At 37.3% G+C, this 15457-nt stretch carries 12 protein-coding genes; 6 read left to right on the top strand and 6 right to left on the bottom strand.

The window, feature by feature from the left end; genetic code table 11:
* Positions 1-12 precede the first annotated feature (12 nt).
* Entirely contained in the window at positions 13-1467 is a 1455-nt protein-coding gene (locus tag CDA10_RS02255) for a coniferyl aldehyde dehydrogenase (protein WP_089603888.1), read from the top strand.
* A 305-nt stretch (positions 1468-1772) separates the two neighbouring features.
* Here the strand turns inward: CDA10_RS02255 and CDA10_RS02260 are convergent, their stop codons facing one another.
* From CDA10_RS02260 to CDA10_RS02280, 5 genes are all read right to left on the bottom strand, one after another.
* Positions 1773-2390, bottom strand: a complete 618-nt coding sequence (locus CDA10_RS02260; protein ID WP_089603889.1) for an ATP-binding cassette domain-containing protein — start codon at positions 2388-2390, stop codon at positions 1773-1775.
* 4 nt (positions 2391-2394) lie between these two features.
* Positions 2395-3087: a molybdate ABC transporter permease subunit gene (modB, locus tag CDA10_RS02265; RefSeq protein WP_089603890.1), complete on the bottom strand. Its 693-nt coding sequence runs from the start codon at positions 3085-3087 to the stop codon at positions 2395-2397.
* Positions 3087-3866, bottom strand: a complete 780-nt coding sequence (gene modA / locus CDA10_RS02270; RefSeq protein ID WP_089603891.1) for a molybdate ABC transporter substrate-binding protein — start codon at positions 3864-3866, stop codon at positions 3087-3089. Before modA ends, modB begins: the two co-directional genes overlap by 1 nt.
* An 82-nt stretch (positions 3867-3948) precedes the next feature.
* The gene (locus CDA10_RS02275) at positions 3949-4488 is read right to left on the bottom strand and encodes a molybdopterin-dependent oxidoreductase (protein ID WP_089603892.1); all 540 of its coding nucleotides are present in this window, start codon (positions 4486-4488) and stop codon (positions 3949-3951) included.
* A gap of 12 nt (positions 4489-4500) precedes the next feature.
* Complete coding sequence (locus CDA10_RS02280) at positions 4501-6453, bottom strand: TonB-dependent receptor plug domain-containing protein (protein WP_089603893.1); 1953 nt, start codon at positions 6451-6453, stop codon at positions 4501-4503.
* 520 nt (positions 6454-6973) lie between these two features.
* On the opposite strand from CDA10_RS02280, the gene CDA10_RS02285 reads away from it, so the two are divergent.
* Genes CDA10_RS02285 through CDA10_RS02295 form a run of 3 tightly spaced genes read left to right on the top strand, consistent with a single transcriptional unit; the run spans position 6974 to position 11109 of the window.
* A complete protein-coding gene (locus CDA10_RS02285) occupies positions 6974-8368 on the top strand; it encodes a GntP family permease (RefSeq protein WP_089603894.1) in 1395 nt (464 codons plus the stop codon).
* Positions 8369-8408: 40 nt separating this feature from the next.
* A complete protein-coding gene (locus CDA10_RS02290; protein ID WP_089603895.1) occupies positions 8409-9566 on the top strand; it encodes an iron-containing alcohol dehydrogenase in 1158 nt (385 codons plus the stop codon).
* Positions 9567-9612: 46 nt separating this feature from the next.
* The gene (locus tag CDA10_RS02295) at positions 9613-11109 is read left to right on the top strand and encodes a CoA-acylating methylmalonate-semialdehyde dehydrogenase (RefSeq protein WP_089603896.1); all 1497 of its coding nucleotides are present in this window, start codon (positions 9613-9615) and stop codon (positions 11107-11109) included.
* Positions 11110-11180: 71 nt separating this feature from the next.
* On the opposite strand, the gene CDA10_RS02300 is transcribed toward CDA10_RS02295, so the two are convergent.
* The gene (locus CDA10_RS02300) at positions 11181-11933 is read right to left on the bottom strand and encodes an IclR family transcriptional regulator (RefSeq protein ID WP_089603897.1); all 753 of its coding nucleotides are present in this window, start codon (positions 11931-11933) and stop codon (positions 11181-11183) included.
* 662 nt (positions 11934-12595) lie between these two features.
* Here CDA10_RS02300 and CDA10_RS02305 point away from each other — a divergent pair.
* On the top strand, positions 12596-13510 hold the full coding sequence (locus CDA10_RS02305) for an alpha/beta hydrolase (protein WP_171333936.1): 915 nt from the start codon (positions 12596-12598) through the stop codon (positions 13508-13510).
* 588 nt (positions 13511-14098) lie between these two features.
* The gene (locus CDA10_RS02310; RefSeq protein WP_089603899.1) at positions 14099-15445 is read left to right on the top strand and encodes a sphingomyelin phosphodiesterase; all 1347 of its coding nucleotides are present in this window, start codon (positions 14099-14101) and stop codon (positions 15443-15445) included.
* Positions 15446-15457 lie beyond the last annotated feature (12 nt).

Genomic DNA, 15457 nt, shown 5'->3' on the forward strand with positions numbered 1-15457 from the left:
GTAATAGCAGAAATGACAATCTTACAGGAAGTAGGCCATATAGAGCATGCACATATGCAATCGGTCTTTGACAGACAAAGTGCTGCGTTTAAAGCTGCGCCTTATCCAGATTCAGAATCACGCCGAACACACATCATCAAATTAAAAAAACAAATTATTCGTTATCAAGATGCAATTGCAACAGCAATCAATACAGATTTCAGTTCAAGATCTGTAGATGAGTCAAAATTACTGGATTTACTCGGCTCTGTTCTGGAAGCTGAACATGCGATAAGCCATTTACGCCGTTGGATGCGCCCAAATAAGCGCAGCACAGAGTTATTATTTTTATCCAATCGCTTACGCGTCCAATATCAACCCAAAGGTGTGGTTGGCGTGATTGTACCGTGGAATTTTCCTGTTTATTTAGCACTTGGTCCTCTCGTTGCAGCGCTTGCAGCAGGAAACAGAGTCATGATCAAACTTTCTGAGCTAACACCTGCAACCAATGCCGTGATGCGAAGAATGCTTGCCGAAATTTTCACAGAAGATCAAGTTGCTGTTTTTGGAGAGGAAATTACCAATCCAGCGGCATTTACCTCTTTGCCTTTTAACCATATTGTTTTTACAGGTTCTCCTGCAATCGGTCGTGTGGTGATGCGTGCTGCTTCAGAAAGCCTAACCCCTGTAACACTTGAACTTGGTGGTAAATCTCCTGCCCTTGTCAGTCGTCACTATCCACTGGCAGATGCTGCGAAACGCATATTGCATGGTAAAGCAACAAATAGCGGTCAAATCTGTGTTGCACCAGACTATGCATTAGTGCCTAAAGAAAACGTTGAACAATTTGCAGCGGAGTGTAAATCCAACTTTACAGCCATGTATGGCAATAATATTCACAATAACGATAATTACACTTCAATAATCAATGAACGTCATTTAAAACGTATTCAAGAAATTCTAGCGGATGCACAACAAAAAGGTGCGCAAATCATTGCTTGTGGTGAATACAATCCTGAGCAAGATGCACGACGTATGCCTGTTCATATTGTGCTGAATTGCACAGCTGACATGCGTATTATGCAAGAAGAACTGTTTGGCCCTGTACTTCCTGTTGTAGCATACGACACCCTGCAAGATGCGATTCAGTACATTAATGCAGGTGAACGACCATTGGCCTTATATTGCTTCACGCATGATTCACAAGAACGTGATCATATTTTAAAACAAACACATTCAGGTGGCGTTACCGTCAATGACTGGGGCTGGCATGTGGTCAATCACGATGCACCTTTTGGCGGAATCGGAAACTCTGGAATGGGAACCTATCATGGCGAAGAAGGTTTTAGAGAGCTTTCACATGCAAAAACAGTGTTTATGCGCCACCGTTTCTTTCCAACCCAATTGTTCTATCCGCCTTATGGCACTTGGTTACAAAAACTTGCGATACGCTTTTTCTTAAAGAAAGCAGATCCTAATGTTAAATAAAGTCGAATGGATACAAATATTAAAAAGCACCTCTACCCATGTTAGGTAATGCCAGTCAATTGTGCATTTTTAAATCCTCCCCTTGCGGAGCATGCTCCGCAAGGGGATCTAAAATTATTTTAGATTCTCAATAGTTCCCCTCTTTATCAAAGAGGGGTTAGGGGAGATTCTTAAATGAGTAATCACTAAATTACTCTTAACTGATCAGCACTAACCCATATTAAGTGCTTTTTAAATTTATTCCATATTTTGACTTTAGTTCAATCATCCGTACTAAATCAATTCAGCATTTTGCTCAAAACAACCTAAAGCAACCAAATATGTTCCGTTAATTGCCTAATTTCACTCATATCATGGCTGACATACAACATCGGAATATCAGTTTCTTGTAAAACCTTTTGAAAGAAAGGAATAATTTCTTGTTTATGTGCCGCATCAAGTGCAGATAAAGGCTCATCTAATAATAGTAATTTTGGCGAATATAATAATGCTCGTCCTAATGCAACCCTTTGCTTTTCTCCACCAGAAAGTTTCATTGGCATACGACTCAGCAAATGATTTAATTTCAGTAATTCAATAATATAGTCTGGATCAAAACGTTGTTTTTCACTTGCAACCCGTTTATATCCAAACAATAAATTACGCATAACCGTCATATGTGGAAATAACTGAGCATCTTGAAAGACTAAACCCACGCTACGTTGCTGCGGGCTTAAATTAATCCCTTTTTCTGAGTCAAACCACGTTTGATCTTTAATTTTAATCCATCCATTTTCAGGAGTATTTAATCCTGCAATGGCATGTAAAATACTGGTTTTTCCTGAACCAGAAGCACCAAATAAACCCACCACATTGTGTTCAGATACAAATGTTTTATCGAGTTTAAATTTTCCTAAATTTAACTGAATATGACAATCAATCATCCAATTAATGCCCTCTCTTTTTTTTCTGATAGCGATGAAACCATTGTGCAAACCACAAGGCAAAGAACGCGACCGTTAATGAGAGAATGATTAAACGCCATACTGCATTTTCCGTATCAGGTTGTTGCATCAAACTATACATCGCCAATGGCAATGTTCTGGTTTCACCCGCAATATTCCCCACAAAAGTAATTGTTGCACCAAACTCTCCAAGACTTCTACAAAAACATAAGATTGCACCTACCAATATGCCGCTACTCGCTAAAGGCAAAGTGACATAAAAGAACGATCCAAAAGAAGATGCACCTAATGTTTTTGCAGCCATTTCTAAGCGCTGGTCAACTAACTCAATTGCAAGGCGAATAGACTGCACCAATAACGGAAACCCCATCACAGCAGAGGCCAATACTGCTCCTTTCCAATTAAATGCAAAATGTAATCCAAACTGTTCTAAATATTGTCCCAATACGCCACGACTGCCGAAAACTTGCAATAACAAATATCCAGGAACAACAGGAGGAAGCACTAAAGGGAGAAAAATAAAGGTTTCAAATAAGGATTTTCCAAAAAATTCTTTTCGAGCCAAAACCCAACCCACTGCGAGTGCAGGGATTAGGCTAAACGCCAAACAAGCTGCTGCAACTTGGTAAGATAGTTTTAGAACTTCAAGCTCTTCAGATGATAAAGAAAACATCATTATTTAGCGGGTAATAGAACGGTAAAGCCATATTTCTTAAAGACTGCATTGGCTTGTTTGCCCTGTAGAAATTGGTAAAACGCCGTAGAAGTTGAATTATTTTTGACTAATCCGAGTGGATATACGATGGGTGTATGCGTACTGATTGGAAATACCCCAACCACTGTAACATCTTTACTGATTGCAGCATCAGTTGCATACACGATTCCAAGCTGACATTCACCACGTGCAACGAAATTTAAGGCAGCTCTCACATCTTCAGTTTCAACCAACCGTGGCGCTAATTTCTGCCACCATCCAAGTGAGGTTAAAGCTTGTTTGCCATATTTTCCGACAGGCACACTTTTGGTATCCCCAGTGCAAAGCTTGCCTTGAAACGCTGTAGATGGATCAAAGTTTTTATCCATTTTAATTTTTACAGGTTTAGATTTGGGTGAAATTAGAACCAAGCGATTTCCCAGTAAATTAACGCGTTTATTAGATTCAATTAATTTTTTATTTTGTAAATAATTCATCCACTGTTCATCAGCAGAAATAAACACATCAGCAGGTGCTCCAGCTTCAATTTGCTTAGCCAAAGTGGATGAGCCTGCATAGGACGTTTTTACTTCTACTTTTTTTTGTTTTTCAAATAGATGATCTAAATCAGTCATTGCATTGGTTAGACTTGCTGCGGCATATACGGTTATTGCTTCTGCCGCATGTATATGTGTCCCCAATAAAATGCTACAGCATAATAATGTTGCTTGAATTACTTTCTTTTTAAAATTTAATTGCATTATTTTCTCCCAAAAATAATCGATATATTTATAAAAACATATTGGTAAATAAACTAAATTAACAACAATCAAAAAGCCACTATTAATTAGTAATTTTCAGAACAGTAATTCTTTTCAACCACTTCACGTAACGTGGTCCAGTTGCAGTATCTTGTGTAGAAATTAATGCGATTTTCCCTGATTTTGCATTTAAAAACTGATCATTTTCTTGGTATACAACCATTACGCCCTGTCCTATAGCCGTATTAAACAGTTCACTCCAAGAAAAAATAACCTTATAGCCATCTGTCGCTTCTGCAATGACGACTGTTTTTTTGAAATCATTATGATCAGATGTTATCAGTTCAGCTTTCTTAAGTAAGTCTTTTAATAAAACACCTTTAAATTTTAAAGTTGGACGACGAACTTCACCTTTCATCGTTACAATCGCAACATCCTGACTATGCTGTTTGGGAAATAAAGTCAGTTCTTTAACACTTAGTGTTAACTTATTTTTTACAAGACCATCTATAGTGAGTTGTTGGCTCAGGGCTTGATTGGTATGTTTTTCAACTTCTGTTTGTGCATAGACAGTATGATCTAAACTGAGTAATACAACACATGATAAAAATAGATTACGCATATTTTATTTCCTTTAAAATGAAAAATTTACATTTGTAAACCACATTCGCCCTGCACTCGGATAGCCATCAGCCAAAGCATAATTTTTATCTGTAATGTTATTTATGCCTGCGCTGAAATTCCATTGTCCAGTTGCATGTTTTAGCGCATACGACAGTTGAATATTGGCGATTTGATAGCCTGAAAGTTTCAATGTATTTGATACCCAACGACTGCTATTTCGTTCAATTTCAGTTTGTATTTTCAAATGTTCTATTGGCATTAACATAAGGTAACTACTGAGTTTATATTGTGGAATATCAGTTATTTTCTTTGCTGAGTCTGTTTCATTCTTTAATTTTAAATAGGTGTAATTCCCTCCATAACTCAACCAGCTTGTAAGTTGATATTCAAGACCTAGCTCAGTACCTGCAACATAGATCTGACCAATATTTTGCATTTGAGACTTGTTGCCTTCGACATTTGCAACAGATTGAATTTTGTCCTGAATATCGCTATAAAAAATAGCAGTTTGTAAATTGAGTTGGTCGTGAGGTTTTCCTTTATAGCCCAACTCATAATTCAAGGCTTTTTCTGCATGTAAACTCGGGTTTTCTATAAAAGTCCCCAAACGTTGAGAATAACGATCTTTTAAAGTCGGTAATCGTGTTTTTTTCGCAATCGTTGCATATAGCTGAGCATGATCAAACTCATTATAAAATACGCCCATTTGTGCATCTAGCGCGGTTTGCTTATCGGGCAAAGCATACGGATTTCCAACACTAAATACCTTCTGAGGTTCTAAAGTATGTTGGCTGATTCCGAGTGAAAGAAATGTCTGATCCAGCAGTTGAATATTGTCTTCTAAGCCAATAGACCAAATTTTATCTTCAAAATGAGTATTTTTATTTTTACTTGCATCTAACTCTTGATGCTCATCTGTTTTGTAGTGACCAATAACACTCAGTTGATGCCCTTTCAAACGATCAGATTCTAAAATAATTGAAGCACCATTCACACGATCATTATAAATGCTACGACCTGTACTCACGCTACCCTGTCCAGAGGTTTTCAATTGTTCATAACGATCATTGGTATAAGAATTCAATTCATTTTCATAACGATCATGATAAGCCCGAACTTTTAAAGACTCTTTTGAAGTTAAAGCAGTTGTTGAATTAAAATAGAGACTTTCTTTATCCCAATATGGCCATTTCCAATAACGAATCGCCGTTGTTCCAGTTGTCGGTGGATTACCCTTTTCACCATCTTGTTTGATATAACTTAAAGCATATTCGTCTGTTGGGTTTGGTGTAAAACCAAGTTTAAGCGAGTATTTACTGTCTTTGCTTTGAGAATTATTGCGCAATCCACCATCTTCAGTCGCAGTCGCTTGAAAATCTGAAGATAATTTAAAGCCATCTCGCTCGAGATAAGATGCGGCTGTTTGAATATACCAATTCTCTTGCTTACTTCCTAAATTTATAGCAGCGCTGCGTTGTTGCCCTTCTCCAACTCCCAAACGGATATCACCCTCAAATGCTCGTTGAGGTTTAGGACTGACTAAGTTAATCGCACCACCTAAAGTATTTGCACCATATTGGATTGAACTGAAACCTTTAGCGACTTGAATTTCAGCTAAATCTGCTGTGGTAAAACGATTGAAATCGACATAACCATCATAAGGAATGTAAACGGGTATTCCATCAATAAATAAAGGAACTTGACGTGCATCAAAACCACGCACATATATCATTTGTTCATTTCTAGAATTATTTGAACTTGTAACACCTGACAATAGATTTAACGCATCACCAATGTTGTTGCGGTTAAACTGTTGCATCTTTTGATCGTCTATTTTCGAGGCAACTTGATCAAACTGATTCTGTTCAGCCGTGATACGAATTGCACCGAGTTGAAAGATATCCTGTTGTTGATTGAGTGCAATATCATTAGCAAATACCCATTTTGGTGCAATAAGGCTCATTAGAAAAATGGTTTTACAGCAATGTAAATCACTCAATCTAAATATAGAATTCCTCACTTCTCATTCCTCTTAATAAATCTTAAAATTAATATTTATCGTTATATTTTAATAAACATATCGAATGAAAATTAAAAACGTCTATGCCTCTGCATTGATTAAAATGTTCGGTCATAGACGCCTTTGTCTGGTTCTTACAGCGAAATAACTCACATTGTTATTTCATATTCGTTCAAGCAATACATATGCCAATAAAATTAAAATTTTTAATAACAACAATTTAAATGCAATAGCATATTTTTTTTTGCTGAATCCACCCTGTTATTTATAACAATACACATTTCTTTATAACAAAGCCAAATGTCACATAGCCTATAAAAATAAGTTTTATTTCATAAATCAACACTGCTCCTTTTTATGTGCCGAACAATTTTCTATTGACTTATTTTTGATTAAATTATATACATCAATAATGATAAATTACGTATCATTATATAAAAATATAAAAACAGGATGTATAAAAATGATAGGTCTTATCGGAATTGTGTTGTCCTTAATCTTGCTCATGTATCTGGCATATAAAGGATTTAGCGTCATTATTCTCGCACCATTACTTGCACTTTTTGCAGTCATGTGGAGTGGTCTAAGCAATGAATTACTGGGTATGTATTCTCAAGTATTCATGACTGGTCTCGGCGGTTACATCATTAAATATTTTCCGCTTTTTTTACTTGGTGCCGTCTTTGGAAAATTAATGGATGATTCTGGTTCTGCTAGAACCATTGCGAACTTTTTTGTAGAAAAGCTTGGTCATAAAAGAGCCATGCTCTCCATCGTATTGTCTTGTGCGATTTTAACGTATGGTGGTGTTTCGTTATTTGTTGTTGGATTTGCAGTATTCCCGATTGCAGCAGCATTATTTAAAGAGGTCGGTATTCCCAAACGGTTAATTCCTGCTGCAATCATGTTAGGTGGTTTAACTTTTACCATGACAGCATTGCCCGGCACACCAGCGATTCAAAACGCTATCCCTATGCCTTTTTTCAATACAGATCTTTACGCAGCACCGGGCTTGGGTATTTTGGCATCAATCTTTATCTTAATTTCGGGTATGTGGTGGCTCAATAGACGTATTAAAACAGCATCCTCTCAACAAGAAGGTTATGGTCATCACATTGAATCACATGACCATTCATATTCAAATAAAAGCTCTAGTCCGAGCTTGATTGTCGCAATGATACCGATTTTAGTTGTGATCATAATGAATTTGATTTTAGCTAAATTCATTCTACCGACCCTTGATACGGCTTACCTCGCAACAGATAAGTTTGGCAATACTTCACTGAGTTCTGTCATCGGACTTTGGGCCATTATTTGTTCTTTGGTATTGGCTTGCGTGACGATTATTATTTTAAATTGGAAACATATTACCGATATCAAAGACTCCATCCAACAAGGTGTTTCTTCTTCATTTTTGCCTATTTTCAATACAGCATCAGAAGTTGGTTATGGTTCTGTCATTGCATCTTTGGCAGGTTTTATTATTCTTCGTGATTTTCTCATTGGTATTGCACCCAATAACCCACTGATCTCTGAAGCAATTGTGATTAATGTCTTAGCAGGAATCACAGGTTCAGCCTCGGGTGGATTAAGTATTGCCTTAAAAACGATGGGCGAAACTTATATGAATTTGGCAACGCAGTTTGGAATATCTCCTGAGCTCATGCATCGAGTCGCGTCTATGGCTTCAGGTGCGCTTGATTCACTTCCTCATAATGGCGCTGTCATTACCATCATCACACTGTGTGGTTTAACCCATAAACAGTCCTATTACGACATGTTCATTGTCGCGGTGATTATTCCTCTATTTGCTCTGATTGGTGTAATCACACTAGGTACACTATTTGGTTCATTTTAAAAAATATGAATTATTTTCAAACTTTTATAAGGATATAAAAATGTCGCATAGCATAAACCTACCCCGAATTATGGAAATTGGGAAAAATTCCCGAAGTAAACTTCCAGACATTCTCAAATCTTTGGGGGCTAAAAATCCGTTAATCATTACCGATAAAATGATGGTTTCATTAGGATATATCGAAAAAATTCAACAACTTTTAAAAGAAGCCAATATACATGCCGATTATTTTGATGAAACTATTCCAGAACCGACTTCTGGTTCTATCGCTGCGGGTGTACAGCATGTAAAAGACCATCAGTATGATGCAATTATTGCTGTAGGCGGTGGTAGTCCAATTGATAGTGCTAAAGCGATTAGCATTTTAGGTAAATTCGGTGGCGAAATACGTGACTATAAATTTCCCCGACAAGTCAATGAAACAGGTCTTCCGATTATTGCGATTCCTACAACTGCGGGGACAGGGTCAGAATGTACCCGATTTACCATTATTACTGATGATCAGACCAGTGAAAAAATGCTCTGTGCAGGACTGGGCTTTTTACCTGTAGCAGCAATTATTGATTATGAATTAACCATGTCATTACCAGCACGTACAACAGCGGATACAGGTATTGATGCATTAACCCATGCCATTGAAGCCTATGTCAGTAAAAAAGCAAATGCCTATAGCGATGCTCAAGCAATTGCAGCAATGAAACTGATTGGGCCAAATTTACAAACGGTTTATCACCAACCTGATAATGAAATCGCACGAGAAAAAATGATGCTCGGCTCTACATTAGCAGGGATAGCTTTTTCCAATGCATCGGTTGCTTTAGTACATGGGATGAGCCGTCCAATTGGTGCTTTTTTCCATGTGCCACATGGTCTTTCCAATGCCATGTTGTTGCCGATGATTACCTCTTATTCCATACAAGCAGCACCTGAGCGTTATGCAGATTGTGCAAAAGCGATTGGTGTTGCAAATGAAGATGATGATCATCAAGTAGCAAACCAAAAACTGGTTCAGGCACTTATCGATATTAATACGGATTTACAAGTGCCAACCCTAGCCGAATTTGGCGTGAGCAAACAGACCTTTGATGGTCTTGTTCAAACCATGGCAGAACAAGCCTTGGCATCTGGATCACCACTCAATAACCCACGTGTACCGAGTGTTGCTGAAATGGTTTCGCTGTATCAGCAACTTTGGTAAACGCTACATCATTATTTTTTAGAACAATTCAAAGAGGAAGTCACACATGGATATCATTGGACATTTAATTAATGGTCAGCTCAACTACGATCATACAAGAACTCAACCTGTATATAACCCTTCAACTGGTGAGCACAGCAAAGAAGTTGCTATTGCCAGTAAAACCACAGTTGAACACGCAATTGCTGCCGCAGAAGCTGCATTTCCAGAATGGCGTGATACCCCCGTGATTAAACGTGCACGTGTCATGTTTAAATTTAAAGAATTGCTCGAACAAAATGTAGATCAAATTTGTGCCTTAATTGGCCAAGAACATGGAAAAATTGTGCATGATGCTGCTGGTGAGTTGCAACGTGGAATTGAAAATGTAGAATACGCATGCAGCGCCCCTGAATTTTTAAAAGGTGAATTTAGTAAAAATGTAGGGCCATCAATTGATTCTTGGAGTGAGTTTCAACCTTTAGGTGTCGTCGCAGGTATTACACCTTTCAACTTCCCTGCTATGGTGCCTTTGTGGATGTTTCCAATGGCAATCGTATGTGGAAATACCTTTGTACTTAAACCGTCAGAAAAAGATCCTTCTGCTACCCTATTTATTGCTCAATTACTCAAAGAAGCGGGTTTACCTGATGGGGTGATGAATCTTGTTAATGGCGATAAAGAAGCGGTAGATACTTTACTGTATGACAAGAGAATTCAAGCGGTGAGCTTCGTTGGTTCTACAGCAATCGCTGAATATATCTATCAAACAGCGACTTCTACAGGTAAACGCTGCCAGGCTCTAGGTGGTGCAAAAAATCATGCGATTGTAATGCCTGATGCCGATATCGATAATGTTGTTAGCTCGTTATTAGGTGCCGCTTTTGGTTCATCTGGTGAACGCTGCATGGCACTTTCAGTAGCGATTGCTGTCGGTGATGATATTGCAGATTTAATGATTTCTAAGTTATCTGACGCTATTCGTAAACTTCAATACGGACCATTCTCTGACAAAACCAATGATTTCGGCCCAGTGATTACAGCACAACATAAAGCAAAAGTTGTAGGCTATATCGACAGTGCAGAACAACAAGGTGCCACAATTGTAGTTGATGGTCGAAATACAGCACCACAAGGTTATGAAAATGGCTTCTATGTCGGCGCAACGCTAATCGATCAAGTGACATCGGACATGATCAGCTATAAAGAAGAAATCTTTGGCCCTGTCTTACAAGTCATGCGAGTAAAAACCATGCAAGAAGCTATGGATCTGATTGATAATCATGAATATGGCAATGGAACTTGTATTTATACTCGTGATGGAGAAGCTGCACGTTATTTTAGTGATCACATTAAAGTTGGAATGGTTGGAATAAACGTACCGCTACCTGTACCCGTGGCATATCATAGCTTTGGTGGTTGGAAACGTTCATTGTTTGGTGATTTATATGCCTATGGGCCTGATGGCGCTCGTTTTTATACGCGTCGTAAAACCATTACCCAACGCTGGCCTACAGCCAATGTTCGTGAGGGCGCACAATTTTCAATGCCAACATTGAACTAAACTATTTCACTTAAAAGAGCAAATTGCCAAGCTATTTGCTCTTTTTTTATTCAATTTTTATTCAATCTTTTTTATTCAAAATCAATAAGCTGATTGAGATCATTTGCAGCCTGACGTAACAAGGGTTCAAAAGCGAGTAAATCATTTAAAGACTTTCGTATCGTCGGTGCATGAGTATATAAACAAGCAACGATGGTATCTTTCCTTTGAATCGGCACAGAACAAGCCACCATCCCTGAAATGAATTCTTCATTATCTGTTCCCAATTGATTTTGAAAAATATCATTTAGGTTTTGTTCGAGTAAAACGGAATCGGTAATTGTATTTTTGGTTAGCTGTGTAATGGGTAAATATTCTAAGATTTTCTTACGTTTATTTTCTGGCTGAAAGCTTAAAAATAGTTTTCCACTAGAGGTACACCATAAAGGAACCGTTGAACCAACAGGCAAATACACTTGTAATGGCCAATTTGCTTGTACCCGATCTGTATACAGCATTTGATTATTACTTAGTATCGCAATCCCACAAGTTTCATTGATTTGATCTGAAAGTTTCTGAAGTATAGCCAGTCGTTCCATCTTTCTTGGTTCTTGTTCCCAAGAACTCATCAGTAATTTATAAGTTCGGTCACCGACAATATACCCTCCATATATATCATTTTTAATAAACCCTTCTTGTTCTAAGGTTTGTAATAACCGGTGAATACTCGGTTTTGGAATATCTAACTGAATGGCAAGGTCTAAGGGTGTAGGCGGATGTTTAGCTGTAGAAATCGCTTCGATAATGTCTAAAACTCTAGTAATTGATGACCCTTTTTTACTCATTTTGACTGCCAATAAAAATTGCTTAATTTATATCTACATCGTAGACAAGAACTTGTTTAGATAATATTCATTTTATCAATATTTATGCATTCTCTCGCAGAAAATTTTAGAAAACTCAACAATTAAAAAAATTCAGAGAGAAAACGCTCTTGGATGGGTTCAAATAATTTTAATAACTGGGTATCACAGTCCAAATGAGCAACATGCCAAAGACACTATGACCAAAATTTCATATGAACGGAGTTATTCAAATTCTTTAAATTTATTTGCATACTTAAAATAACCATTCAATGTCCTTTTAGAGATTTAGAAATCATTTACAACAATAAGAGTTAAAATATTTTTTCATAAATTCTCTTCAAACGTGCGATCCGTTTTGATTGAAACTTCTCTAAATATTTTTGGAGCACAGCCAAAAGTCTGGGTAAATGCACGGGGAAAATTCCTATATTGCTTGAGCAACCGAGAGCTGCTATTTACACATCGTTCAAACTAAAAATAGCTTGAGTCTAGATATAATTTACATTAAATAAAAAGCTATTACTTTATTTTTATTCATAAGTAATACTTCTAAAAACAATCACAAAATAACAACTAATCAAGATAACTTTCCAGTGTTATATTTATTTCCACAACATAGTCCTCCTCTCGGATATAAAATGATGAAAACTGTAATTTTCAAAAATAAAAATATCGATATTTCTGCAACCATGCGTTTTCCAAAAGATTTTGATGAAAACAAAAAATATGCAACTATCGTATGTGCTCATCCGATTAGCGGTTGTAAGGAACAAACGTCAGGTGCAATTTATGGTGAAAAACTTACAGAGGCTGGTTTTATTACTTTGGCTTTTGATGCATCTTATCAAGGTGCAAGTGGTGGTGAACCTCGATTTTTAGAAGACCCTGCGACTCGTGTAGAAGATTTTCGTTGTGCGGCCGATTATCTAACAACTCTCGATTATGTAGATGAAAATCGTATTGGTGTATTAGGTATTTGTGGCGGTGGTGCCAATGCTGCCATGACTGAACGACGCTTCAAAGCAGTTGTGACTGTTGTTGCTGCAAATTATGGTCGTATTATGCGTGAAGGTGATCTATCACCAGATTCAGCAATTAAAACTTTAGAAGCAATTACCGCACAACGAACTGCCGAAGCACGTGGTGCGGATGCATTTATTACCCAATACGCTCCAAATTCACAACAAGAACGTGAACAAGCTGGATTAAACGATATTGATATCAAAGAAGCTGTGGATTATTACAGAACCCCTCGTGGTCAGGCGGATGGTGCACCGAATAAACTACTTTTTTCGGGTTTAGCTGCTGCTTTTGGTTTTGATGCATTTCACCTTGCAGATCATCTGCTCACACAACCTTTACAGATCGTGATTGGCGATGTTCCTGGAGGGTTTGGTTCATATCGTGATGGTTATGAATTATTTAGCAAAGCAGCATCTAAAGATAAAAATTTACTTGTTGTTAAAGGTGCAAGTCATTACGACTTATACGATCAGCCAGAGCCTGTCGTTCAAGCTTTAGAAAAAATTATCCCATTCTTCCAAAAACATCTTTAATACCTATGTTGGAAGGTTTCTGAATTCAGAAACCTTCCAATCTTTGTACGCTTCTATACTGTTATGCGTTATCTGCAAAATAAGTGATCTATAATTTAGGGGTCTTATGACTCCCTATTAAATTATTTTTAATCCACAATTTTTAATTTGAACAATTGAAAACCAAACAAACTTAAGCTTCATTTCAAATAATATCTATTCACCTATATTACTGATGGCAATATAAGCTCTTGGATATTCAGATAAAATCCAACAATGATTACTGTACAAGTTAACTTCTAAATTCTATTCATTTATTCCTTAGTTCAATGAAGCGTTACTTTTCCATTTTCATTTATGAATCATTGTTAATTTATTTTTCAAAAAATATTTCGTTACTTTTCTCCTATCATATTGAAAACTATCAATAACATATTGTTTTATATAAAATCAGATGAATAACCGAAAATTTAAATGATTTAGCAACATTTTTTCATTATTATAATTTTCGAACAAATAAAAATCATAAAATTTTCATTAATGAATAATTTAAAAAATTATTGATTATGTTTTGTTCGCAAATAATTAAACGTTATGGAGAGATGTATTATGGGGCTGAAGAGCTTAAAATTAAGCGCAGGAGTAGCGCTACTCGTGGGAGGTTTTGCAACGCAAAACGCACTGGCTGACTCTTATGTATTTGTGACCAATACCACGCCACAAACAGTAACGATACAAGCCACTCAAACAGGTACACATATTTTACAACAAGGAAATGAGTGGGCTCAGGAAGCAACACAAATTGCTCCGTACGAAACGAAACGTGTACTTCGTATAAACCGTTATACAGGTTTAAAATCTGGAAAAACGTATAACTTTGATACTGTTATCAGTAGTGGTAGTTCTAAAATTACTTTAAAACAAAGCATGACTGGAACATGGTCTGGCAGTAACATTAAACACGGTATTCAAACAGCATCAACCACTTCACCGTGGTATTCAGACCGTAGTGTCTATCGTCTCAACACAACTTATGGTGGTTTATCTGCTCAAGCTGCTGTTAAAGCTGAATATACGGGTGGCTATGATGATTTTCATTACACAATTCATCAAAACACAGTACAAGAACCTGTTTCTAACAGTGCTGATGAATTAAAAGTCCTGACGTATAATATTTATGCGCTACCAATGGTCGCGAGCAAGATTAGTGAGCGTTTGGCTGAATTACCAAATCACTTGAATGGTTACGATGTCATTATGATGCAAGAGGCTTTTGCTTCTTCTCGTACAGGTATGTTGAATCAATTGGCTCAACAATATCCATATCAAACTCATGTCCCAGTGGGTTCAGGATATAACCTATTTGACAGTGGTTTGGTCATCGTCAGCCGTTATCCAATTGTCAAAACAGCACAGCTGATCTACCCAGATTGTTCAGGAACAGATTGTTTTGCGGATAAAGGCGTATTGTATGCTGAGATCATTAAAAATGGTAAGGCTTACCATGTGACTTCAACACATACTGCATCATTTGATACAGATGAAGCACGTGCTCTTCGTCAAGTTCAGTTCCAACAAATTCGCCAATTGGTCAATCAACAAAACATCCCGAGTTTTGATGCTGTATTGATGGGCGGAGATTTTAATGTCAATAAATTGTTATGGCCGCAAGACTATCAAAATATGTTGACCAATCTGAATGCAACAGCACCGATCAGCACAGGCTATACTGCCTCTACTTTTGACCCACGTGTTAATAAATTGGCAGGTGCAGCAGGCTCAGGTGGTACAGCTGTTGAATATCTCGACTATGTCGTAGCTTCAAATACGCATCGTCAACCGACACAATCTCGTAATGATGTTCGCATTTTGCGTACTACAGCTGACCCATTGTATATGACATGGGATCTTTCGGATCATTTCCCTGTAATGGGACATTTTAATTACAGTCCATGAAACGGAAAGCTG

This window comes from Acinetobacter piscicola, assembly GCF_002233755.1.
Classification (GTDB): domain Bacteria; phylum Pseudomonadota; class Gammaproteobacteria; order Pseudomonadales; family Moraxellaceae; genus Acinetobacter; species Acinetobacter piscicola.

Coding starts and splice junctions, on each gene's coding strand:
- CDA10_RS02260 (WP_089603889.1), bottom strand. CDS start 2,390: ATGATTGATTGTCATATTCAGTTAAATTTAGGAAAATTTAAACTCGAT.
- CDA10_RS02300 (WP_089603897.1), bottom strand. CDS start 11,933: ATGAGTAAAAAAGGGTCATCAATTACTAGAGTTTTAGACATTATCGAA.
- CDA10_RS02290 (WP_089603895.1), top strand. CDS start 8,409: ATGTCGCATAGCATAAACCTACCCCGAATTATGGAAATTGGGAAAAAT.
- CDA10_RS02285 (WP_089603894.1), top strand. CDS start 6,974: ATGATAGGTCTTATCGGAATTGTGTTGTCCTTAATCTTGCTCATGTAT.
- modA (WP_089603891.1), bottom strand. CDS start 3,866: ATGCAATTAAATTTTAAAAAGAAAGTAATTCAAGCAACATTATTATGC.
- CDA10_RS02255 (WP_089603888.1), top strand. CDS start 13: ATGACAATCTTACAGGAAGTAGGCCATATAGAGCATGCACATATGCAA.
- CDA10_RS02305 (WP_171333936.1), top strand. CDS start 12,596: ATGAAAACTGTAATTTTCAAAAATAAAAATATCGATATTTCTGCAACC.
- CDA10_RS02275 (WP_089603892.1), bottom strand. CDS start 4,488: ATGCGTAATCTATTTTTATCATGTGTTGTATTACTCAGTTTAGATCAT.
- modB (WP_089603890.1), bottom strand. CDS start 3,087: ATGATGTTTTCTTTATCATCTGAAGAGCTTGAAGTTCTAAAACTATCT.
- CDA10_RS02280 (WP_089603893.1), bottom strand. CDS start 6,453: ATGAGCCTTATTGCACCAAAATGGGTATTTGCTAATGATATTGCACTC.
- CDA10_RS02310 (WP_089603899.1), top strand. CDS start 14,099: ATGGGGCTGAAGAGCTTAAAATTAAGCGCAGGAGTAGCGCTACTCGTG.
- CDA10_RS02295 (WP_089603896.1), top strand. CDS start 9,613: ATGGATATCATTGGACATTTAATTAATGGTCAGCTCAACTACGATCAT.